Annotated in this window: 22 protein-coding genes; 8 read left to right on the top strand and 14 right to left on the bottom strand. The window is 71.6% G+C overall.

The genetic code is table 11. From position 1 onward, the window contains the following. Positions 1-127: 127 nt before the first annotated feature. A complete protein-coding gene (gene tuf, locus AB0E14_RS16625; protein WP_362417525.1) occupies positions 128-1297 on the bottom strand; it encodes an elongation factor Tu in 1170 nt (389 codons plus the stop codon). A 286-nt stretch (positions 1298-1583) separates the two neighbouring features. Next, entirely contained in the window at positions 1584-2291 is a 708-nt protein-coding gene (locus AB0E14_RS16630; RefSeq protein ID WP_362417528.1) for a DNA alkylation repair protein, read from the bottom strand. Positions 2292-2488: 197 nt separating this feature from the next. On the opposite strand from AB0E14_RS16630, the gene AB0E14_RS16635 reads away from it, so the two are divergent. After that, complete coding sequence (locus tag AB0E14_RS16635; RefSeq protein WP_362417531.1) at positions 2489-3283, top strand: TVP38/TMEM64 family protein; 795 nt, start codon at positions 2489-2491, stop codon at positions 3281-3283. A gap of 105 nt (positions 3284-3388) precedes the next feature. On the opposite strand, the gene AB0E14_RS16640 is transcribed toward AB0E14_RS16635, so the two are convergent. Next, positions 3389-4558, bottom strand: coding sequence for a thiolase family protein (locus AB0E14_RS16640; RefSeq protein ID WP_362417534.1), 1170 nt, complete (start codon positions 4556-4558; stop codon positions 3389-3391). Positions 4559-4676: 118 nt separating this feature from the next. Here AB0E14_RS16640 and AB0E14_RS16645 point away from each other — a divergent pair, with 118 nt between their 5' ends. From AB0E14_RS16645 to lnt, 5 genes are all read left to right on the top strand, one after another. Then, positions 4677-5156, top strand: coding sequence for a helix-turn-helix domain-containing protein (locus tag AB0E14_RS16645; RefSeq protein WP_362417537.1), 480 nt, complete (start codon positions 4677-4679; stop codon positions 5154-5156). Positions 5157-5286: 130 nt separating this feature from the next. Then, positions 5287-6162 (top strand): undecaprenyl-diphosphate phosphatase, encoded by an 876-nt coding sequence (locus tag AB0E14_RS16650; protein ID WP_362417540.1) that lies wholly within the window; start codon positions 5287-5289, stop codon positions 6160-6162. A gap of 83 nt (positions 6163-6245) precedes the next feature. Further along, positions 6246-6461 carry a hypothetical protein gene (locus AB0E14_RS16655; protein ID WP_137990668.1) on the top strand — a complete coding sequence of 72 codons (216 nt, stop codon included), beginning with the start codon at positions 6246-6248 and terminating at the stop codon, positions 6459-6461. A 74-nt stretch (positions 6462-6535) separates the two neighbouring features. Beyond that, complete coding sequence (locus AB0E14_RS16660) at positions 6536-6973, top strand: nuclear transport factor 2 family protein (RefSeq protein WP_362417544.1); 438 nt, start codon at positions 6536-6538, stop codon at positions 6971-6973. Positions 6974-7052: 79 nt separating this feature from the next. After that, positions 7053-8714, top strand: coding sequence for an apolipoprotein N-acyltransferase (gene lnt, locus AB0E14_RS16665; RefSeq protein WP_362417547.1), 1662 nt, complete (start codon positions 7053-7055; stop codon positions 8712-8714). On the opposite strand, the gene AB0E14_RS16670 is transcribed toward lnt, so the two are convergent. Next, positions 8638-9543 carry a Gfo/Idh/MocA family oxidoreductase gene (locus tag AB0E14_RS16670; protein ID WP_362417550.1) on the bottom strand — a complete coding sequence of 302 codons (906 nt, stop codon included), beginning with the start codon at positions 9541-9543 and terminating at the stop codon, positions 8638-8640. The genes lnt and AB0E14_RS16670 overlap by 77 nt on opposite strands. Before the next feature lie 41 nt (positions 9544-9584). After that, positions 9585-10772 (bottom strand): FAD-dependent monooxygenase, encoded by a 1188-nt coding sequence (locus AB0E14_RS16675; protein WP_362417554.1) that lies wholly within the window; start codon positions 10770-10772, stop codon positions 9585-9587. A 111-nt stretch (positions 10773-10883) separates the two neighbouring features. Between AB0E14_RS16675 and AB0E14_RS16680 the strand changes: the two genes are divergently transcribed. Together AB0E14_RS16680 and AB0E14_RS16685 are read left to right on the top strand one after the other, a co-directional pair. Then, the gene (locus tag AB0E14_RS16680) at positions 10884-11522 is read left to right on the top strand and encodes a TetR/AcrR family transcriptional regulator (RefSeq protein ID WP_362417557.1); all 639 of its coding nucleotides are present in this window, start codon (positions 10884-10886) and stop codon (positions 11520-11522) included. Between the two features lie 52 nt (positions 11523-11574). Continuing rightward, positions 11575-12096 carry a DinB family protein gene (locus AB0E14_RS16685; protein ID WP_362417559.1) on the top strand — a complete coding sequence of 174 codons (522 nt, stop codon included), beginning with the start codon at positions 11575-11577 and terminating at the stop codon, positions 12094-12096. 70 nt (positions 12097-12166) lie between these two features. Here AB0E14_RS16685 and AB0E14_RS16690 read toward each other — a convergent pair whose 3' ends face one another. The 9 genes from AB0E14_RS16690 to AB0E14_RS16730 form a co-directional block, all read right to left on the bottom strand. Beyond that, the gene (locus AB0E14_RS16690; protein WP_362417562.1) at positions 12167-12646 is read right to left on the bottom strand and encodes a hypothetical protein; all 480 of its coding nucleotides are present in this window, start codon (positions 12644-12646) and stop codon (positions 12167-12169) included. A 95-nt stretch (positions 12647-12741) separates the two neighbouring features. Next, a complete protein-coding gene (gene ung, locus AB0E14_RS16695; RefSeq protein ID WP_362417565.1) occupies positions 12742-13425 on the bottom strand; it encodes a uracil-DNA glycosylase in 684 nt (227 codons plus the stop codon). 115 nt (positions 13426-13540) lie between these two features. After that, the gene (locus AB0E14_RS16700; protein WP_362417568.1) at positions 13541-15118 is read right to left on the bottom strand and encodes an ABC transporter substrate-binding protein; all 1578 of its coding nucleotides are present in this window, start codon (positions 15116-15118) and stop codon (positions 13541-13543) included. 150 nt (positions 15119-15268) lie between these two features. After that, on the bottom strand, positions 15269-16036 hold the full coding sequence (locus tag AB0E14_RS16705) for an SDR family oxidoreductase (protein ID WP_362417571.1): 768 nt from the start codon (positions 16034-16036) through the stop codon (positions 15269-15271). Between the two features lie 26 nt (positions 16037-16062). Next, positions 16063-16824 carry a 3-oxoacyl-ACP reductase FabG gene (fabG, locus tag AB0E14_RS16710; protein WP_362417574.1) on the bottom strand — a complete coding sequence of 254 codons (762 nt, stop codon included), beginning with the start codon at positions 16822-16824 and terminating at the stop codon, positions 16063-16065. Positions 16825-16972: 148 nt separating this feature from the next. Further along, positions 16973-17356, bottom strand: coding sequence for a DUF3037 domain-containing protein (locus AB0E14_RS16715; protein ID WP_362417577.1), 384 nt, complete (start codon positions 17354-17356; stop codon positions 16973-16975). After that, positions 17353-18192, bottom strand: coding sequence for a HipA family kinase (locus AB0E14_RS16720; protein ID WP_362417580.1), 840 nt, complete (start codon positions 18190-18192; stop codon positions 17353-17355). Before AB0E14_RS16720 ends, AB0E14_RS16715 begins: the two co-directional genes overlap by 4 nt. Positions 18193-18353: 161 nt before the next feature. Continuing rightward, a complete protein-coding gene (locus AB0E14_RS16725) occupies positions 18354-19544 on the bottom strand; it encodes a Gfo/Idh/MocA family oxidoreductase (protein WP_362417583.1) in 1191 nt (396 codons plus the stop codon). Next, entirely contained in the window at positions 19541-21202 is a 1662-nt protein-coding gene (locus AB0E14_RS16730; RefSeq protein WP_362417586.1) for a hypothetical protein, read from the bottom strand. The genes AB0E14_RS16725 and AB0E14_RS16730 overlap by 4 nt, the downstream gene beginning before the upstream one ends. Between the last annotated feature and the right edge of the window lie 34 nt (positions 21203-21236).

Raw genomic sequence — 21236 nt, forward strand, 5'->3', positions numbered from 1 at the left:
GGAATCTGCTCGTTGACCTCGTTCACACCCTCATTGTGCCCGTGGCCCCGGCCGGCGGTAGCGGCCGGCGGTAGGCCCGCATTCCGTGGGGTACGGAATGCGGGCCCCCCACCCCGAGCGCGGAGGCTCAGTCCACGGTCGTGACCGTCCCCGCGCCGACCGTGCGGCCGCCCTCGCGGATCGCGAAGCCGAGGCCCGGCTCCAGCGGTACGTCACGGCCCAGCTCGACGGTCATGGTGACCGTGTCGCCGGGGCGCGCGACCGCCGCCTCGCCGAGGTCGACGTCGCCGACGACGTCCGCGGTCCTGATGTAGAACTGCGGCCGGTAGCCGGTGGAGACCGGGGTGGTGCGCCCGCCCTCCGCGCCCGACAGGACGTACACCCGCGCCGTGAACCGCCGTCGCGGCACGACGCTCCCCGGCGCCGCCACGACGTGCCCGCGACGGACCCCGTCGCGTGGGACACCGCGCAGCAGCAGCGCCACGTTGTCGCCCGCCTCGGCGGACTCCATGGGCTTGCCGAAGGTCTCGACGCCGGTCACGACCGTCTCCGTCTCCGCGCCCAGGACCTCGACCCGGTCGCCGACCCGGACCGTGCCCCGCTCGATCGCGCCCGTGACGACCGTGCCGCGGCCGGTGATGGTGAGCACGTTCTCGACGGACATCAGGAACGGCGCGTCCACATAGCGCACCGGCATCGGCACGTAGGTGTCCACGGCGTCCAGGAGCGCCTCGATCGCGCCCGCCCACCGCGCGTCCCCCTCCAGGGCCTTGAGGCCGGAGACCCGGACGACGGGCACGCTGTCGCCGGGGTAGCCGTGCGAGGTCAGCAGCTCCCGCACCTCCAGCTCGACCAGGTCGGTCAGCTCGTCGTCCCCCGCGTCGGCCTTGTTGAGCGCGACGACGATGTGGTCGACGCCGACCTGCCGGGCCAGGAGCACGTGCTCGGCGGTCTGGGGCATGATCCCGTCGAGGGCCGAGACGACGAGGATCGCCCCGTCGAGCTGGGCGGCGCCGGTGACCATGTTCTTGACGTAGTCGGCGTGGCCGGGCATGTCGACATGGGCGTAGTGCCGGGTGTCGGTCTCGTACTCGACGTGCGCGATGTTGATGGTGATGCCGCGCTGGGCCTCCTCGGGCGCGCGGTCGATGCGGTCGAACGGCACGAACGTGCCGGTCCCGCGCTCGCTGAGGACCTTGGTGATGGCAGCGGTGAGGGTGGTCTTGCCGTGGTCGACGTGGCCCATGGTGCCGATGTTCAGGTGCGGCTTGGTGCGCACGTATGCCGTCTTGGGCATGGTTCGCTCGTTCCTTGAGCTCGAAGCGTGAGAGGGGACCCCGGGACCGAACCGACCCTCCCCCTACGGGGTCCGCCGGACGATCCGGGGAGGGTCAGCTTCGGACGCCGTCGAATGCGAGGACGGCGAGGAACGTGGATGCGACGACGGCAGCCTTCGGCGCGGCCGCGACTGCGGGCCGTGCTGCGAGGAAGGCGTGCCGGAACATGCCCCCGATCATCGCGGGGTGAGCGCCCCGGCGTCGAACGATTTTCCGCGGAGGGGGCGTTGAGGGCGCTTTAGGCCCTCAGAGGTGCTTGAGCGCCTCGCGCGCCGAGAGCGGGGCCAGCCGGGTCCGGTGCGCCTCGACGAAGGCGCGGACCTCGCCGGGGGCGGTCTTGGCGTACTCGCGCAGGGCCCAGCCGATGGCCTTGCGAAGGAAGAAGTCGGTGTCCGCCGCGCGGCGCAGGCAGTAGGAGAAGAGTCGGTCCGCGTCGGTGGCGTCCTTGAAGCGCAGTTGGTGCAGGAGCGCGGTCCGCGCGACCCAGAGGTCGTCGTCCTCGATCCACTCGTCCATGCGCGCGGCGAGCGCCGGATCGGCGGCGACGAGCCCGCCGACCACATGGGCGGCGAGGTGGTCGACGGTGTCCCACCAGGAGTCGGTGGTGATCAGCCGGCGGGTGACGGGCAGGAAGCCGGAGGAGCAGCGCCGGACGTGGCGCCGGAGGTAGTCGACGGCGAAGTAGTGGTACTCGCGCTCGGGCAGGGCGAAGCAGCGCAGGGCGACGGCCGCGCAGTCCGCCTCGTCGGGGCGCGGCGTGCCGTCCAGGACCGTACGGGACAGGGCGCGCCGCTCGGGGGTGCGGATGCCGAGGAAGGGGACGACGCCCTTCATGTACGCGACCATCTCCTGGGCCCGGAACGGGTCGCCCGCGGCCGGGTAGACCTCGGTGAGCCGCCCGAGCAGGGTGTCGGCGAGGGCGCTGGCGGGGACGGCGGACGGCACGGACGTCATGCGCGTCACAGTACGGCGGAAGCCGGAACGGCGGGCCTCGGGCCGGGCGGGGCGCGGGGGCACGCGGGCAGGGCGAGGCGTGGGGGCACGCGGGCCGGCGGGGCGCGGTGTGCGGCCGCACACCGTTCATCGGATGGCAGTACGGCGGATGACGGACATTACGGCGATCACATGGGTGTGTCGGTTACTCTCCCCGGATGCTCGACCCCGTCACCCGGCCGCCGGGCTCCCTCGCGCTCCGATGCTCCCGGGCCCTGCTGTCGCCCTGGTCGCGCCTCTCCCTGCTCGCCGCGCTCCTCGTCGTCGCGGCGACGACCGTCCTGCTCTACGAGCCACAGCGCCTGCTCGCCGAGGGCTGGCCGGCCCAGTCGAGCGGTGCGGGCGCGGTGCTCCTGTTCGGTCTTGCGTACGGGGTGTGCACGGCGGCGTTCGTACCGCGGCCGATCCTGAACCTGGCCGCGGGGGCGCTCTTCGGTACGCAGGTGGGGCTGGTCGCAGCGGTGGCGGGGACGGTCCTGGGCGCGGGCATCTCGTTCACCCTGGGACGGCTGCTCGGCCAGGACGCGCTGCGGCCGCTCCTCCGGGGCCGCTGGCTGACCGCGGCGGACGGGCAGTTGAGCCGGCACGGTTTCCGCTCCATGCTCGCGATCCGGCTCTTCCCGGGAGTCCCGTTCGCGGCGGCCAACTACTGCGCCGCCGTCTCCCGTATGGGGTACGCGCCGTTCCTGCTCGCGACCGGGCTCGGCTCGATCCCGAACACGGCGGCGTACGTGGTGGCGGGGAGCGAGGCCGCGTCGCCGACCTCGCCCGCGTTCCTGATCTCGACGGGCTTCATCGTCCTCTCCGGCCTCGCGGCGGCGGTCGTGGCCTGGCGCAAGCGTCACGGCCTGCGCGCCCGGGCGGCGGCCGCGAGCCGGGCGTCGACGGCCTCCGCGCCGGATCCGGTCCCCGTGCGCCCACTGGAGACGACGGGAGCCGGGGAGCCGCGCTAGTCCCCCGGGCCCCACGGATCCCGGGGTTCCGGGGCTCCGGGGTTCCGGGAGGACTCGACGCCCGTCGACGCCCCTCAGCACGCCTCAGAAGCGCCTCAGAGCGCCTCAGAGCGCCTCGACGATCATCGCGTTCGCCAGGCCGCCCGCCTCACACATCGCCTGGAGGCCATAGCGGGCCCCCCGGGCGCGCAGAGCGTGGACCAGGGTGGTGGTCAGGCGGGTGCCGCTCGCGCCGAGCGGGTGGCCCAGCGCGATCGCGCCGCCGTGGACGTTGACCTTGGCCGGATCCGCACCGGTCTCCTGCTGCCAGGTGAGCACGACACTGGCGAACGCCTCGTTGATCTCGAAGAGATCGATGTCGGCCAGGCCGAGCCCGGCCCGCCGCAGCACCTTCTCCGTCGCCGGGATCACGCCGGTCAGCATGAGCAGCGGATCGGAGCCGGTCACCGCGAAGCTGTGCAGCCGGGCGAGCGGGCGCAGCCCGAGCCGCTCCGCGGTCTCGGCGGCCATGACGAGGACGGCCGAGGCACCGTCGTTGGTCGGGCTGCTGTTGCCCGCCGTCACCGACCACTCGATCTGCGGGAAGCGCTCGGCGAAGCCGGGGTCCTCGAAGGCGGGCCGCAGCCCGGCGAGGATCTCCGGTGTGGTCGTCGGCCGTACGGACTCGTCGCGCCGGACGTCTCCGTACGGGACGACCTCGGCGTCGAAGAGCCCGGCCTCCCAGCTCCGCGCGGCCTTGGCGTGCGAGGCGGCGGCGAAGGCGTCCATGGCCTCGCGCCCGATCGACCACTTCGCGGCGATGAGCTCCGCGCTGATCCCCTGCGGGACGAGGCCCTCCGGGTACCGCTCGGCGACACCGGGTCCGAAGGGGTCGGCGCCGGGCGGCACGTTCGACCACATCGGGACCCGGCTCATCGACTCGACCCCGCAGGCGATCGCCATGTCGTACGCCCCCGAGAGCACCCCCTGCGCCGCGAAGTGCACGGCCTGCTGGGAGGAGCCGCACTGCCGGTCGACGGTGGTGGCGGGCACCGACTCGGGGAGGCCGGCGCCGAGCCAGGCGTACCGCGTGGTGTTCATGGCCTGTTCGCCGACCTGGTCGACGGTGCCGCCGATGACGTCGTCGACGAGGGCGGAGTCGATGCCGCTGCGCTCGACGAGGGCGCGCAGGGTGTGCGAGAGCAGGGCGACGGGGTGCACCTCGGACAGGGCGCCGCCCGCCTTCCCCCTGCCGATGGGCGTGCGGACCGCTTCGACGATGACGGCGTCGCGCATGATGACGGCTCCTCGATCACCTGGTGGGTTGGATTTCTGGACTAACACCTGCCAGTAACATAGCCCAGCGGGTTGGACTTTCAAACCCACCCCTGCCCGCTGCCTTAGGCTGGGGCGCATGAAGGCCGCTCCCCGCCCCTGCTCGATCGCCGACGCCCTCGCCCTCGTCGGCGAGAAGTACTCCCTGCTGGTGCTGCGCGAGATCTCCCTCGGCGTGCGCCGCTTCGACCGGATCGCCCGGAACACCGGAGCCCCGCGCGACATCCTCACCGCGCGCCTGAAGCGCCTGGTGGAGGCGGGGATCCTGGAGAAGGTGCCGTACAGCGAGCGTCCGGCGCGGTACGAGTACCGGGCCACGGCCGCCGGGCGGGAGCTGCAGCCCGTCCTCCTGACGCTGATGGCCTGGGGCGACCGCCATCTGAACACCGAGGACCGCCCCGTGGTCCTGGAACACGCGTGCGGGGAGGTGCTCAGCCCGCGCGTGGTCTGCGCCTGCTGCGGCGGCGAGGCGGACGCCGAGAGCCTCACGCACCATGTGCGCTCGGCCGGCTGGACGACGGCGGGCCCGGTGGAGCCGACGGCACCCGCGGACTCCTGAGACCCCGGCCCCTGGGGCGGGGCCTTCATCCGAGGACGGTACGCTGCGCAACGACCGGCGGTTGATCTCCGATCCGAGACGCGACCGCCTTTTCTGACGGCACGAGCACATTCGGGACGGCCCTAGCCCCATGAGTTGGTTCGAATCATTCATCCTCGGACTCGTCCAGGGGCTGACGGAGTTCCTTCCCATCTCCTCCAGCGCGCACCTCCGCCTCACCGCCGCCTTCGCCGGCTGGGAGGACCCGGGCGCGGCCTTCACGGCGATCACCCAGATCGGTACGGAGGCGGCCGTCCTCATCTACTTCCGCAAGGACATCGCGCGGATCGTCTCGGCCTGGTTCCGCTCGCTGCGGGACAAGTCGATGCGGGGCGACCACGACGCCCAGATGGGCTGGCTCGTCATCGTCGGCTCGATCCCGATCGGTGTCCTCGGCGTGACGCTGAAGGACCACATCGAGGGGCCGTTCCGCGACCTGCGGCTGATCGCCACGACGCTGATCGTGATGGGCATCGTCCTCGGCATCGCCGACCGGCTCGCCGCCCGCGACGAGGCCGGCGGCCGGCACCGTGTCGTCCGCGAGCGCAAGACGCTCAGGGACCTCGGCGTGCGGGACGGTCTCATCTACGGCGTCTGCCAGGCGATGGCTCTGATCCCGGGCGTCTCGCGCTCGGGCGCGACGATCTCCGGCGGCCTGCTCATGGGGTACACCCGCGAGGCGGCGGCGCGGTACTCCTTCCTGCTCGCCATCCCCGCCGTGCTGGCCTCGGGCCTCTTCGAGCTGAAGGACGCGACCGAGGGCGGCCATGTCTCCTGGGGCCCGACGATCTTCGCGACGCTCATCGCCTTCGCGGTCGGCTACGCCGTCATCGCGTGGTTCATGAAGTTCATCACGACCAAGAGCTTCATGCCCTTCGTGATCTACCGGATCCTGCTCGGCATCCTGCTCTTCATCCTGGTCGGCACGGACGTCCTGAGCCCCCACGCGGGCGAGTCCGCGGGCTGACCCCGCTCAGCTCCACACGCTCCACAAAGCTTCGCGCCGCCCACCGCCGGGCGATCTTCGGGTGCGCACCGCACCCTGGAACCATGGCCTGGCAAGCACCCATCGTCGTGCACCGCCCGTCCCCCGGCGGCGGGCGGCGCGTCACCGTCCGCGGACAGATCGTGGGCCTGGCGCACAACGACACCGACCTCGTCGAGTTCCTGCGCAGAGCGGGCCTCGAGGACGCCGACATGATCCTCGACGACCCCCACCTGGTGGAATGGCGCGGCGGCCGCCCCCACCGCTGGGAGGCGGCATAGAGCCGGGCATCAAAAGGTCCCCCGGCGCACGCACGGCTCTTGGCCCGCGCCTTCCGCTGCCCGACACTGAAGCGATGACGCAGCGCGTGGATCTCGCGACCGTGATGGACCGGATGGCCATCGACGACCTCGTCACCGGATACGCGGTGGCCGTGGACGACTCCGACTGGGCGGGCTACCGGGCGCTGTTCACCCGCGACGGCCGCGCCGACTACCGCGGTTCCGGCGGGGTCGAGGGGCCTGTCGCCGAGGTCGCCGACTGGCTCGCCGAGACGATGCGGCTCTTCCCGGTGCGCCAGCACCTCATCGTGAACCGGCGCGTCCGGATCCAGGACCTCGGCGGCTACCCGGGCGACAGCGCGGACGTGCGGGCCGACTACGTGAACCCGATGCGGTTCGAGTCGGGCGAGGACTTCGTCTGCGGCGGCCGCTACACCTTCTCCCTGGCCCGGACGGACGCCGGCTGGCGGCTGCGCTCGGTGGTCGTCGAGGAGAAGTGGCGCCGCTTGTAGCCCTGTCGCGCTCGTGGCGGGCACGGCCGGCGGCTGTCGTACGGCGCACACTGGAGGCGACACCTGGAGGCGACGCGGCATGCGGAATCCGTTCGGCCGTCGCGGTGGTCGCGGTACTGACGCCGCGCCGTCCACCGCGACAACGCCCCACCGGGCCCCGCACGCCCCCGCGCCGACGCCCCACCGGGGCGCGCGCGCCGTGGCCGCGGTCGTGTCCGGCGCGCTGCCCGCGCTCGCCTTCCCCGCGCCCGCCCTCTGGTGGTTCGCCTACATCGCGCTCGTCCCCTGGCTGCTGCTGCTCCGCACCGCGCCGACCGCGCGCCGCGCGGGCCTCGAGGGCTGGCTGGGCGGGGTCGGCTTCATGCTGGCCGTGCACCAGTGGCTCATGCCGAGCCTGCACGTGTTCATCCTCGTCGTCGCCGCGCTGCTCGGTCTGCTCTGGCTGCCGTGGGGCTGGCTGGTGCGGGCGATGCTGAGCGACGGGGCGTCAGGAACGCGCGCGGCGGCCGCGCTTGTCGTCGTCCCCTCGGGCTGGCTGCTCATCGAACTCGTCCGCTCCTGGGAGGGCCTGGGCGGCCCGTGGGGCCTGCTCGGCGCCAGTCAGTGGCAGGTGGCCCCGGCGTTGCGGCTCGCCTCCGTCGGCGGCGTCTGGCTGGTGTCCCTCCTGGTGGTCGCGGTCAACACCGCCGTCGCCCTCCTCGTGGTGTCGACGGCCGCCGTACGGATGACGGCGCTCGTCGGCCTCGTGGTGTGCGCCCTGGTCGTGGGCACGGTCTGGTGGGGTGTCGGCCCACCGCGCGAGCAGGGCACGGCACGGATCGCCGTCGTCCAGCCCGGGGTGTACGACGGGCCGGGCGGCGCGGAGCGGCGGTTCGCCCGTGGCGAGGAGCTCACCCGGGAACTCGCGGGCCAGGACCTCGACCTGGTCGTGTGGGGCGAGAGCAGCGTCGGCTCCGATCTCACCGCCCGCCCCGACTACGCGAAGCGGCTGACCGCCCTCTCCCGGACCGTGGACGCGCCGATCCTCGTCAACGTGGACGCCCGGCGCTCCGACCGGCCGGGCATCTTCAAGAGCAGCGTCCTGATCGGGCCCGAGGGCCCGACGGGCGACCGGTACGACAAGATGCGGCTCGTGCCGTTCGGCGAGTACATCCCCGCGCGCCCGGTCCTCGGCTGGGTGACCTCGATGGGCAAGGCGGCCGACGAAGACCGGCGGCGCGGCACGGAGCCGGTGGTGATGACGGTGCCCGCGGAGGGCGGCCGCCCTGCGCTCCGGATCGGTCCGCTGGTCTGCTTCGAGTCCGCGTTCCCCGACATGAGCCGCCGGCTCACCCGCGACGGCGCCGCGGTGCTGATCGCCCAGTCGGCGACCTCCACCTTCCAGGACAGCTGGGCGCCCGCGCAGCACGCCTCGCTCGGCGCCCTGCGCGCGGCGGAGACCGGCCGCCCGATGGTGCACGCGACGCTGACCGGCATCAGCGCCGCCTACGGCCCCGACGGGCGCCGGATCGGTACGCCGCTGGGCACCGACCGGAGCGCGGCGGCCGTCTACGACGTACCGCTCTCGCGGACGACGACCGGCTACGTCCGGTACGGGGACTGGCCGTTGTACCTCGCCCTGACCGCCCTGGCCGCGCTCTGCGCCGCCGAGGGCATGGGCGCGCTCAGGACGCCTGCGTCGACGCTTCGCGCACCACGCGCTCGCACAGCTCGTGGGTCAGGAGAGCGTCACGGGCGCTGAGCGTGCGGCCGTCCTTCACCGCGTCGAGGAAGGCGAGGACGGCCTGCTCGATGCCGCGCTGGCGAGCGACCGGCACCCAGTCGCCGCGTCGGCGGACGGTCGGCTGGCCCTTGTGGTCGACGATGTCCGCCAGGTTGAGGATCTGGCGCTTCGTGTCCTGGCCTGAGACCTCCAGGATCTCCTCGGTGGAACCGTTCCTCCGGTTCATCATGCCGATGGCGGTGAAGCCGTCGCCGGAGAGCTGGAGCACGACGTGGTGCATGAGCCCGTCGCGGATCCGGGCCCGTACGTCGATGTGCTCGACCTCGCCGGGCAGCAGGAAGCGCAGGGTGTCGACGACGTGGATGAAGTCGTCGAGGACGAGGGTGCGCGGGTCCTCGGGCAGCCCGACGCGGTTCTTCTGCATGAGGATCAGCTCGCGCGGGTGGTCGAGGCACTGCGCGTACCCGGGGGCGAGCCTGCGGTTGAAGCCGACGGCCAGGCTCACCCCGCGCGCCTCGGCGAGCTCGACGAGCGCCTCGGAGTCGGCGTACTCGTACGCGAGCGGCTTGTCGACGTACGTCGGGACCCCGGCTCGGAGGAGCCGGGTGGTGATCTCGGGGTGCACGGCGGTCGGCGCGTGCACGAAGGCGGCGTCGAGTCCGGCGGAGAGCAGCGAGTCGAGGTCCTGGTGGCGCCGGTCGGCCGGCACGTGGTGGGCCTCGGCGACCCGGTCCAGGGTCGCCCTGGTCCGTGTCTGCAGGTGGAGTTCGACCCCGGGAAGGGCGGCCAGGACCGGGAGATATGCCTTCTGCGCGATGTCGCCGAGTCCGATGCAGCCGACCTTCACGGGTTCTCCCTGACGCTTGTCCGAAGTGCTGTTCGCGCCGGTCAGCTTACGCGGGGGAGATCGTCGCGGAGCGGCGGCCGCCAGTCGGCGATGCCGTCGAAGCCGCGCAGCACGAGGCCGGGGCCGAAGCGCGAGACGGCCGTGATGAGCGCGTCCCGGGCGGCGACGGCGGGCCGGGCTGAGAGCAGGGTGAGCCGGCCGGTGCGGGCGGCCTTGCGGACGATGGCGGTGGTGCGCGGCAGCCGGTCGGCGGTGTACGCGGCCAGTGCGCGGCTGGGCTGGAGGCCGCGGCCCGCGTGGTGGGCCAGGACGACGGCGTCCTCGATGGCCTGGTTGCCGCCCTGGCCGAGGGTGGGCTGCATGGCGTGGGCCGCGTCGCCGAGCAGGGCCACGCGGCCGTGGTGGAAGGCGGGCAGGGGGTCCGGCAGGTGGTGGACGTCGTGGCGCAGGACGGCGTCGGGGGCGACGGCGGCGAGGATCTCGGGGACCGGGTGGTGCCAGTCGCCGAAGAGCCGCTGGAGTTCGGCCCGTTCGTCGTCGGGGGCGTGGGCGCCTTCGGGGGCGGCGGCCATGGCGTACGCGTACACACGGCCGTCCTTGAGGGGCTGGGTGCCCCAGAGGCGGCCGCGGCCCCAGGTCTCGTGCGGGGCGAAGGTGCGGTCGGGGGCGGGGACGACGACGCGCCACGTGGTGAATCCGGAGTAGCGCAGGCCCGGGTGGTCGGGGAACAGGCTGCGGCGGACCGCCGAGTGGATGCCGTCGGCGGCGACGACCAGTTCGGCGTGGAGGTCGCCGTGCGAGGTGCGGACGACGGCGGGCCGTTCGTCGTCGCCGGGTTCGGCGACGGAGGCGGGCGCGCCCGTCCGGACGACGCCCTCGGGAAGCGCGGCGGTGAGGATCTCGACGAGGGTCGCGCGGTGCAGCAGGACGAGCGGTCCGCCGAAGCGGTCGGCGGCGGCGCGGGCGCTGGTCCGGGCGAGCCAGCGGCCGTCGGGCGCGCGCATGCCGCCGTCGCCCTGCCAGGCGGACAGTTCGCGGACCCGGTCGCCGAGGCCGATGACGTCCAGGGCGCGCTGGGCGTTGGGCGCGAGGCCGATGCCCGCCCCGACCGGGGTCAGCGCTGCGGCGCGCTCCAGGACGGTGACGTCCCAGCCGCGCCGGCGGAGAGCGACGGCGGCCGTGAGCCCGCCGATGCCGGCTCCGATCACGACGGCACGGTGCTGTTCCATGGCTTCTCCTTCGACGGACTCCCTCGGCAACTACAGCTGTAGTGCCGCTACGGGAAGACGGTACTACAGATGTAGTCGCAACGGGGGTACGGCGGTCGATAGGTTGTCCCCATGACCGCCCGCACCCCGGAAGCCACCCATCCGGAACCCGCTGATCCGGACTCCCCCGCCCCGGCCCCCTCCCGCCCCACCCTGATCGGCGACGCAGCGCTCGACCTGCTCGTCGAACGGGGGATGCGCGGGCTGACCCACCGCGCCGTCGACGAGCGCGCGGGACTGCCGCAGGGGTCGACGTCCAACCACGCCAGGACCCGGCAGGCGCTGCTCGAAACGGCGGTCCGCAGACAGGTCGAGCGGGAGGCACACGTCCTCACCCTGGACGAGATGCCGGGGCCCGAGGACGGTCCCGACGCCCTCGTGGACGCCCTCTCCCTGGCCCTGCACCGGTACCTCACCGACCACCGCGCCCTGCTCGTCTCGCGGTACGAGCTCGCCCTGGAGGCCACCCGGCGCCCCGAGCTCCGCTCCTTCTTCGACGCGGCGGGTTCGGCGGCTTTCCACGGACCGCTGATCGCGATGATGGCGGCCGCGGGCTCGACCGCGCCGGAGCGGCACGCCCTCTCCCTGATCGCCTGGTGCGAGGGGCTGATGTTCTCCTGCGCGGCGGGGTCGTTCCACGCGGCCGTACCCAGCCGCGCGGAGCTGCGCACCGGATTCCAGGAGTTGCTGCGGGGCATGCTCGGCGGGTGAGCGCCCCCCACGCCCCCTGGCGCGGGCCCCGGCCGTGGGCCAGGATGCCCGGATGACCTCCGTCGACGACAGCGCGCGTACCGAACCGTCCACCCTCGCCGGCGAGCGCGAGATGCTGGAGGGCTGGCTCGACTACCACCGCCAGACCCTCGCCCTGAAGTGCCGTGGCCTCGACGAGACCCAGCTGCGCACCGCCTCCGCTCCCCCGTCCGACCTCACCCTGCTCGGGCTGGTCCGCCACATGGCGGACGTGGAGCGCGGCTGGTTCCGGCGGATCATGGCCGGGGAGAGCGCCGAGCGGATCTACAACACGGACGAGGACCGCGAGCGCTCGTTCCGGGTCGGCGAGGCGGAGGGATGGGAGGAGACCCACGCCACCTGGCAGCGGGAGATCGAGGCGGCTCGCGCCGCCGCGGCGGCCCATGGGCTCGACGACGTGAGCGCGGGCAAGCACCCGAGCGGCGAGGTGTTCAACCTGCGCTGGATCTACGTCCACATGATCGAGGAGTACGCCCGCCACAACGGCCACGCGGATCTGCTGCGCGAACGCATCGACGGGGCGACGGGCGAGTGAGGGGCGGCGCCGTCCGCACCCTGCCGGGCGACTGGACCTGGGGCGGGCGGGGCTGGCTGGGCGAGGCGCGCTATCGGTCCCGCTCCCGCAGCCGTGCCTCCAGGCGCTCGATCGCGGCCCTGACCCCGTCGCCGTAACCGTCGTCGTCCAGGGCATCCGAGGCGGCACGGGCCCGGTCGAGGTGGATCCGGGCCGCGTCGGGCCTCTGGAGCTTCAGATAGTCGGCGGCCAGGTTGAGGTGGAGCGAGGGGTACAGGGCCCTGAGCGCGACGGCCGCGTCGTGGGCGGCCGGCCGCTCCTCGGTCAGCTCCTCGGCCGCGAGGAGGGCCCGCAGGTCCCAGGCCAGCTCGGCGTCGGGGTCGTCCTGCGCGTCGGCCATGTAGTGCGCGAGCGTGCAGCGCTGCAGGGGATCACCGTCCGGGCCGATCTGCGCCCACAGCGCGCCGAACCGGTTGCGCGCCTCCTCGCGGTCCCCGCCGTGGAGCAGCATCGTCGCCTGCCCGATCCGGGTCAGGACGCCGTCGTCCGCCACCTGCTGCTGCTCGGTCACTGCGGGCCTCCACGCGCTCACCGTCCGGGGGCTCCGACGCTAACCGCCGAGGCCCCCGATCCGGCACAGGCTCGGGTGGCTGCCCGCCGGACGGCTCAGCCGAGGTTCGGGACGCGCCAGTCGATCGGCTCGTGGCCCTGGGCGGCGATCGCCGCGTCGATCTGCGTGAAGGGGCGGGACCCGAAGAACTTCTTCGCCGACAGCGGGGAGGGGTGCGCGCCCTTGACGACGACGTGCCGCTCCTCGTCGATCAGCGGGAGCTTCTTCTGCGCGTAGTTGCCCCAGAGCACGAAGACCGCCGGGTCCGGCCGCGAGGCCACGGCACGGATCACGGCGTCGGTGAACTTCTCCCAGCCCTGGCCCTTGTGCGAGTTCGCCTCGCCGGCCCGGACGGTGAGGACCGCGTTGAGCAGCAGCACGCCCTGCTCGGCCCACGGCATCAGATAGCCGTTGTCCGGCACGGGGTGGCCCAGCTCCTCCTGCATCTCCTTGTAGATGTTCCGCAGGGAGGGCGGGGTCTTGACGCCGGGCCGGACGGAGAAGCAGAGGCCGTGCCCCTGCCCCTCGCCGTGGTACGGGTCCTGACCGAGGATCAGGACCTTCACCTTGTCGTAGGGCGTCGCCGCGAGTGCGGCGAAGACCTCCTCGCGCGGCGGGTAGACCGGCCCGTTGGCCCGCTCCTCCTCGACGAACTCGGTCAGCTGCTTGAAGTACGGCTTCTGCAGCTCGTCCCCGAGGACGCCGCGCCAGGACGCGGGCAGCATGTCGGTGTCGGTCACGTCAACAACCTCCGGTAGGCGATCTCTTCTACGCCTCAGAACCTACCGGGGGCCACTGACAACGCCGCCGCTCGGGCCGACCGCGACCGCCGGCCGAGCGGCTACGGGCTGCCGCCTACCAGCTGGCCCTGCGGCTGAGCTCCCACATCTGCATGACGGTCTGCGGGTCGAGCGCGCGCTCGGCGCCGCCGATGTCCTCGCTCGCCGCGATGTAGAGCTTGCCCTGCCACAGCGGGAGCAGCCGGACGTCCTCGACCATGATCTCCTGGGCCTTGCGGAACTGGGCCACGGCCGCACCGCGGTCGGTCTCGCGCCGCGACTTCGGCAGGATCTCGTCGGTGATCTCGGGGCTCACGTACGGCGTCCCGAGGGCGTTCTGCTTGCCGACGAACGGGGAGATGAAGTTGTCCGCGTCCGGGAAGTCGGGGAACCAGCCTCGCCCGAAGATCGGGTACTGGCCCTTCTGGTAGTCGGCGGCGAACTCCTTCCACGGCTTGCTCTTCAGAGTCACCTGGAAGAGCCCCGAGGAGTCCAGCTGCCGCTTGAGCTCGGCGAACTCCAGCGCGGTGCCGGAGCCGTACCGGTCGGTGGTGAACCAGAACGTGAGGTCGACGGGCTTCTTGATCCCGGCGTCGCGCAGGATGTCCCGCGCCTTGGAGACGCTCGGCTCGCCGAAGCGGTCGAAGAACTCGGTCGTGTGGCCGACGATGCCCTTCGGGACCATGGAGTACAGCGGCTCGGCCGTCCCCTTGTACGCCTTGGCGACGAGCTCCTCGCGGTCGACGAGCTGGGCGATCGCCCGGCGGACGGGCTCCTTGGCGACGGTGGTGTCCTGGGCGTTGAAGACGAGGTAGCGGATGTCGGCGCCGGTCGACTCGATCAGCTGGAGGTGCTCGTTGGCGTCGCTGGCGTCCTGGAGGTCGACGACCTCCTCGGCGGTGAGACCGCGGTAGGTGGCGTCGATCTCCTTCTTCTTCAACGCCTGGACCATCGGCTCGGACTCCTTGAAGTACCGGATGGTCACGCCGGCGTTCTTCCGGTCCGCGAACCCCTTGTAGGTGGGGTTCTTGGTCAGCTCGGCCGACTCGCCCTCGGTGTACTCGTCGAGGACGTACGGACCGGAGCCCATGAGCTTGCCGTCCTCGCGGAGCTTGTCCGCCGGGTACTCGGCCGGGTCGACCAGCGACATGGCGGGGGTCGCCAGGATGAAGGGGAAGGTCGCGTCGGGCTTGTTCAGCTTGAAGACGACCGTGCGGTCGTTGACCGTCTCGATCGTGTCGAGCGAGGCCAGCATCCCGTTCGGGCCGCCGTCGGCGTCGATCTTCCGGATGCGCTCGATCGAATGCTGCACGGCCTTGGCGTCGAGCGGGTTGCCGTTCGAGAACTTCAGCCCGTCCTCGAGCGTGCACTCGAAGATCCGGCTGGAGGTGTCGGTGAATTTGCAGTCGGCCGCGTCGGACTGCGGGGACGTACTTCCCGTCGGGAAACTCACCAGCGTCTGGAAGACATTACGGAACAGCTCCCAGGAATTGTCCCAAGAGGCCGCCGGGTCGAGCGTGGTGGGAGAACTCGTCGTGCCGACCACGATTCTCTGGTCCGCCGCGGACTCATTGTCCGAAAACAGGCCGCATCCGGACACCAGGGATATGGACGCAAGGGCTGCAGCGACCTGCAGACTGGTCCGGTTGAACACGTGCGCACGCTCCTCGTTCAGCCTTGGGTCGGCCGACCATACCGCAGTGCCCCGCCAGATCAATGTTCGACCCTGACGGGGCACTTGAGGCATTCAACGATTAACCGGGGTCAAACCGGTCAGAAATTCAAGCGAGTGTCCGGATAGCGGTCACCCGACACCGGCGTTGAGGAAAATCCCACCGTCGACCACCAGAGTCTGGCCCGTGATCCAGTCCGACTGGTCGGAGGTGAGGAACGCCGCGGCGCCGCCGATGTCCTCCGGGACGCCCAGCCGGCCGAGCGGGTAGGCGGCGGCCGCCTCCGCCTCCCGGCCCTCGTAGAGAGCCTGCGCGAACTTGGTCTTCACCACCGCCGGGGCGATCGCGTTGACCCGGACGACTGGCGCGAACTCGTGCGCGAGCTGAAGGGTCAGATTGACCATCGCCGCCTTGCTCATGCCGTACGCGCCGATGAAGGGCGAGGGGGAGATGCCGGCGACCGACGCGATGTTCACGATCGCCCCGCCGTGCTCCTTCTGCCAGGCGTGCCAGGTCTTCTGGGCGAATCCGAGCGCGGAGATCACATTCGTCTCGTAGACCTTGCGGGCCACGTTCAGATCGAGATCGGCCATCGGTCCGAACACCGGGTTCGTCCCGGCGTTGTTCACCAGGAAGTCGACCCGCCCGAAGGCCTCCATGGTCGCCGCGACGGCAGCGGCCTGGTGGGCCTCGTCGTGGGCCTTTCCGGGTACGGCGATCACCCGGTCGGAGCCGAGCTGCTCGACGGCCTCCTTGAGGGCCTCCTCGCCGCGGCCGGTGATGCAGACCCGGTCGCCGCGGGCCACGAGGGCCTCGGCGACGCCGTAGCCGATGCCCCGGCTCGCGCCGGTGACGAGGGCGACCTTGCCGGACAGCTCGGGCAGTTCCTTGCTGCTCATGTACGTCTCCTCTTCCCGCGCGGGCGTCAGTTGAGCGGGCCGCCGGCCACGTACATGACCTGGCCGGAGACGAAGCCGGCGTCGTCGCCCGCGAAGAAGGCGATGGCGTTGGCGACGTCCTCGGGCCGGCCGACCCGCTGCACCGGGATCATGGAGGCGGCCGCGGCCTGGAAGTCCTCGAAGCCCATGCCGACGCGCTCGGCGGTCTGCGCGGTCATCTCGGTGACGATGAAGCCCGGGGCGACGGCGTTGGCCGTGATGCCGAACTTGCCCAGCTCCTTGGCGAGGGTCTTGGTGAAGCCCTGGAGACCGGCCTTGACCGCCGCGTAGTTCGCCTGGCCACGGTTGCCGAGCGCGGAGGACGAGGAGAGCGAGACGATCCGGCCGAAGCCCGCGTCCACCATGTGCTTCTGGCAGGCCTTGGCCATCAGGAAGGCGCCCTTGAGGTGGACGTTCATGACCATGTCCCAGTCGGACTCGGACATCTTGAAGAGCAGGTTGTCGCGGAGCACGCCCGCGTTGTTGACGAGGATAGTCGGCGCGCCGAGCTCCGCGGCCACGCGGGCGACGGCGGCCTCGACCTGCGCGCTGTCGGAGACGTCGCAGCCGACGGCGATGGCGGTGCCACCGGCGGCGGTGATCTTCTCGACGGTGTCCTTGCAGGCCGCCTCGTCGAGGTCGAGTACGGCGACGGCGCGGCCCTCGGCGGCCAGCCGTACGGCGGTCGCCGCTCCAATGCCCCGCGCCGCGCCGGTGACGACGGCTACGCGCTGCTCGGTGGTCGACATGCTGATTCTCCTCGCCCTTGGATCATCCACGGTGGCGGCCGCAGGGTGCGTCCCTGCCGCACATGAGCGACCGCTTAGTACCTTCGCAGACGAGACGCTAGAAGCCCTGGCACCCGGTGTCAACGGCCCACCGGGTGCACCGCCTCACTCAGCGCACCAGCAGGGCGAGCAGCCGGTCGACCTCACCCTCGGGATCGGCCGTGAGACCGGTGTGCACCGGCCCCGGCTGGACGACCGTGGACCGGGGCGCGATGAGCCACCGGAAGCGCCGTCCCGCGTCGTCACCGGACGCCTGGCCCGCGTCGTCACCCCCGAGGCAGACGCCCTCGACGGCGTGCAGGGCGGCCCGTACGCCGACGACGTCGGCACCGGGGTCGAGCGCGCGGAGCTTGCCCTCGTCGAGGTGCGTCCTGGCGGCGACGAAGGACTTGGCGCGGCAGTAGACCACCACTCCGGCGTTGAAACACTCACCGCGCTCGACGCGGGGCACGACGCGCAGCAGCGCGTACTCGAAGACATCGCGGTCGGTCACGTGGTGCGGTCCTTCTGGGTGGAGTGCCGGGGGGCGAGGCGCTCGGCGAGCCAGCCGGGCGGCTGCGCCGGCCCGCGCTCGACGCGCGGGCCGAGGGTGATGCGCTCGTGGATGGTCGCGGCGCGCGGCAGCAGCGCCTCCACATAGGCCTGCCGCAGCGCGTCGGTCGTGTCGAAGCCGGGCTCGTCGACGAGCCACTCGTCGGGCACGTCGGCGGCGACCTCCTCCAGGAGCTCCCGCGTGACCAGCGGCGCCAGCTCGGCAGCGGCGGCGGCGACGTCCGGCGAGAACGGCGCGAGGGCATGGTCGGAGGCGTCGTACGGCTTCGCGGCGGAGGTCGGGGCACCGGGCCAGTTGTGGTGCCAGATCATGGTGGCGCCGTGGTCGATCAGCCAGAGGTCGCCGTGCCAGACGAGCATGTTCGGATTGCGCCAGGACCGGTCGACGTTGTTGATGACGGCGTCGAACCAGACGACCTTGCCGGCCTCCTTCGGATCCACTTCGTAGGCCAGCGGATCGAACCCGAGGGACCCGGGCAGGTAGTCCATCCCGAGGTTGAGCCCCCCGCTCGCCTTGAGCAGCTCCTGCACCTCCTGATCGGGCTCGGAGAGCCCGATCACGGGGTCGAGCTGGATCCCGACCAACTCGGGCACCCGCAGCCCGAGCCGCCGCGCGAGCTGCCCGCAGACGACCTCGGCGACCAGCGTCTTCCGCCCCTGCCCGGCACCGGTGAACTTCATGACGTACGTACCGAGGTCGTCGGCCTCGACGATCCCGGGGAGCGATCCACCCTCACGCAGCGGCGTGACGTACCGGGTCGCTACGACCTCTTCCAACACTTTCCCAGGCCACCCATCTCTTCCGGGGAGTCTCGGCCGGCGAGCCGGTCTCTCCGCCCCCGCGGTAGACCGTCGATGGTGCTGGGCCCTTGCTGCCGGCCTTCGGCATAAAACACACATGGTAACCGAGGGTGATCTCCCTGGTTTCGGCAGAACCGCTACCGATCTCCTTGTCCGCGCCGCTGTCCGTCCCTGAAATAGGCGATCAGGTGCGGGTCCAACGGCGGCACCTCGTACGCCGCGCCGTCCTCGCGCAGCGAGCGCGTCGCCATGACCCCGGCGGCCACGCTCATCCGGGCGGCGACCGGCGAGGTGTCCGTGGCGCCGCCCTGGCGGGCGAAGCGGCAGAACTCCTCGATGATCCGCGCGTCGGCACCGCCGTGGCCGCCTTCCGCGTCCGGCACCTTGTGGACCGCGTCGGCGTCGGGCCGGTAGTCGCTCGGACCGGTGTTCCAGACACGGACCTCGTCACCCGGCCGGTCGCCGAAGTTCTCCAACCGGCCCTCGGTGCCGATGACCGTGTAGTTGCGCCAGTAGTCGGGGCTGAAGTGGCACTGCTGGTAGGCGGCGACCACCCCGTTGTCCAGGCGCATGTTCATCACCGAGACGTCCTCGACGTCCACGATGTGATGCAGGTCCGTGCGTGCGCCCGGCGGCCAGTCGAAGGAGCGCAGCCAGCCTTCCGGCCGTGGTGTGCCTGCCTCACGACGCGGCAGGTCGCCGTAGACCATCAGGTCTCCGAGGGCGTTGACGCGCTGCGTGTATCCGCCGGCCAGCCAGTGGATCACGTCGATGTCGTGGGCCGCCTTCTGCAGCAACAGCCCCGTCGTACGGCGGCGGTCGGCGTGCCAGTCCTTGAAGTAGTAGTCACCGCCGTACGAGACGAAGTGCCGTACCCAGACGGTCTTCGGCTCACCGATGTCGCCGCGGGCGATGATGTCGCGCATCAGGCGCACGACGCCCATGTGCCGCATGTTGTGACCGACGTAGAGACGGCTGCCGGTCTCGTACGCGGTGCGCAGAATCGTGTCGCACTGCTCGACGGTGATCCCGAGGGGTTTCTCCACGTACACCGCCTTGCCCGCCTCCAGAGCGGCGCAGGCGACAGCCTCGTGGGTGTCGTCGGGAGTGGCGACGACCACGGCGTCGAGGGTGGCGTCGTCGAGCAGCGCCTTGTGGTCTTCGAACACCTTCGCGTCGGGAAAGCGCTCGGGAACCCTCGCCCGCACCCCTGGGTCGAGGTCGGCGACCGCGGCGACGACCGAGCCTCGGCCCGGACGATGGGCGGACTTGGCGAGATTGCCGCGAAGGCCGAGGCCGATGACGCCTATGCGCAGGTCGTCGGTCACTTGGCACCGCCCTGGGCGATGGCCTTCTCGTACTCGCGGCGGATCGCGTTGCCCGCGGAGCGCTGCCACTTGGGCAGGATCTCCTTCTCGAAGGAGGAGAGGGGCTTGCGCCCGGCGACGATGTCCCCGAGAGCGGTGTAGAAGTCGCCGGACGCCGAGGCGCCCTTGTTGGCGTCGGTGTCGGAGAAGTAGCCCGTGGTCGGGTTGGTGCGGGCGATCTTCATCAGCTCCGTCTCCGTCCGGTGGATGTCACGGGTGGTATCGGGCTTGCCGGGCAGGTAGAGCGTCTGGGGTGCGTTGCCGAAGAAGGTGATGGCCTGTCGGGTGGTGAGGACTTCGGCGTTGCCCTTGGTGTTCAGGGTGACGTCGCCGTCCTTGGACCGGCTGTGGTGGGTGCCTTCCATGCCGTAGTCGAGGAAGAGCCGCTCCTCGCTGCCGAACGGTGCGCAGAGGTAGTCCATGACCTGCAGCAGCGTCTCGATGCGCGCCTTGCTCACCGTGTTGTTGATGGCGGTGAAGCCGACCGAGCCGTAGCCGAAGCTGTAGCTCGGAGTGCTGCCCTTCTCCGCGGCGAAGGGGACGATGACCTTCGCCGGCCAGTCGTACATCGCACTGTCGTTGAGGAAGCCGGGGAAGGACTGGACGTGCGCGCCGAGGAATCCGCCCTCCAGCTTCTCCAGCGTGGTGGCGAGGTTGGGGTCGGGCCAGAAGAGTTTCGCCTCCTGGCACTTGAGGGCGAACTCGACACCCGCGAAGAACTCGTCCGTCTCGAACGTGTGGGTGAGCTTGCCGCCGTCGAGTCGCCACCGGTTGGGCGCTCCGTACCAGAGGGCGAACTGCATGATGTGGTTGACGTAGGCGGGCTCGAGCACGTACTTCTTGCGCTTGACGTCGAGGAGTTCCTTGCCCTTGTCGAGAAACTCCTGGGCGCCGGCGAAACTCACTCCGCCCACCGGCTTCCAGAACTCCTCGTTGGCCACGTAGACCTGGCCCATCCGGCCGTACGGGACGGCCACCCCCCAGATCTTGCCGTTGAAGACAGCGGTCTTCCACGCGAAGTCGGGGATGTTGGCGAGGTTCGGGTACTTCTTGACTGCGTCACCGGAGAGGTACGGCGTCAGGTCGTGGAACTTCGCCTGCAGCAGCGCCGGAACGTTCTTGAGGCCCTGGTTCGGCGGAAACCACATCAGGTCGTGCATGTCGCCGCCGGCGACGGTCGCGTTGAACTTCGCCCGGTAGACGTCCTCGGCACCGAGGCCGTTGACGATCGTCATGCGCAGTTCGGATCCGAGCCGCCGGTTGAGCTCCTGCCAGTAGGCGTTGCGGTTCATGGCCGGAGCCGCGGTGGTGAAGGTCTCCGTCAGAGCGGTGATCGGCTCCCCGTCTCCCGGCACCCCGGACACACTGCGGGCGGGGTCCTTGGGGTAGCGCAGGTACGCCGCGTCCAGGCCGTCGCCATTGCCCGGGAGGTCAGGCGCGGCCACACGCGCCGCCACGTAGGCCGGCAGCTTCAGCTTCGCCGAAGCCTCCGCGCCGGCGCCCTGGGACGGCGCGGTCCCGGTGCTGCAGGCGGCGAGGGCACCGCCACCCGCGACGGTGAGACCGGCGGCACCGGCCGCGCCGAGGAACCCACGGCGGTTCAGGTTTCTGGAGGACATGGCTCTCCTTGAAGGGTGCGGGGTTGAAGGATGG

The organism is Streptomyces sp. NPDC047981 (genome assembly GCF_040653315.1).
Taxonomy (GTDB): Bacteria; Actinomycetota; Actinomycetes; order Streptomycetales; family Streptomycetaceae; genus Streptomyces.

Excerpts from the sequence above, each read along its gene's own strand:
- AB0E14_RS16635 (WP_362417531.1), top strand. The coding sequence starts at position 2,489 with ATGCTCGACCCCGTCACCCGGCCGCCGGGCTCCCTCGCGCTCCGATGC.
- tuf (WP_362417525.1), bottom strand. The coding sequence starts at position 1,297 with ATGCCCAAGACGGCATACGTGCGCACCAAGCCGCACCTGAACATCGGC.
- AB0E14_RS16630 (WP_362417528.1), bottom strand. The coding sequence starts at position 2,291 with ATGACGTCCGTGCCGTCCGCCGTCCCCGCCAGCGCCCTCGCCGACACC.
- AB0E14_RS16705 (WP_362417571.1), bottom strand. The coding sequence starts at position 16,036 with ATGAGCAGCAAGGAACTGCCCGAGCTGTCCGGCAAGGTCGCCCTCGTC.
- AB0E14_RS16640 (WP_362417534.1), bottom strand. The coding sequence starts at position 4,558 with ATGCGCGACGCCGTCATCGTCGAAGCGGTCCGCACGCCCATCGGCAGG.
- AB0E14_RS16650 (WP_362417540.1), top strand. The coding sequence starts at position 5,287 with ATGAGTTGGTTCGAATCATTCATCCTCGGACTCGTCCAGGGGCTGACG.
- lnt (WP_362417547.1), top strand. The coding sequence starts at position 7,053 with ATGCGGAATCCGTTCGGCCGTCGCGGTGGTCGCGGTACTGACGCCGCG.
- AB0E14_RS16655 (WP_137990668.1), top strand. The coding sequence starts at position 6,246 with ATGGCCTGGCAAGCACCCATCGTCGTGCACCGCCCGTCCCCCGGCGGC.
- AB0E14_RS16680 (WP_362417557.1), top strand. The coding sequence starts at position 10,884 with ATGACCGCCCGCACCCCGGAAGCCACCCATCCGGAACCCGCTGATCCG.
- AB0E14_RS16675 (WP_362417554.1), bottom strand. The coding sequence starts at position 10,772 with ATGGAACAGCACCGTGCCGTCGTGATCGGAGCCGGCATCGGCGGGCTC.
- AB0E14_RS16645 (WP_362417537.1), top strand. The coding sequence starts at position 4,677 with ATGAAGGCCGCTCCCCGCCCCTGCTCGATCGCCGACGCCCTCGCCCTC.
- AB0E14_RS16730 (WP_362417586.1), bottom strand. The coding sequence starts at position 21,202 with ATGTCCTCCAGAAACCTGAACCGCCGTGGGTTCCTCGGCGCGGCCGGT.
- fabG (WP_362417574.1), bottom strand. The coding sequence starts at position 16,824 with ATGTCGACCACCGAGCAGCGCGTAGCCGTCGTCACCGGCGCGGCGCGG.
- AB0E14_RS16685 (WP_362417559.1), top strand. The coding sequence starts at position 11,575 with ATGACCTCCGTCGACGACAGCGCGCGTACCGAACCGTCCACCCTCGCC.
- AB0E14_RS16660 (WP_362417544.1), top strand. The coding sequence starts at position 6,536 with ATGACGCAGCGCGTGGATCTCGCGACCGTGATGGACCGGATGGCCATC.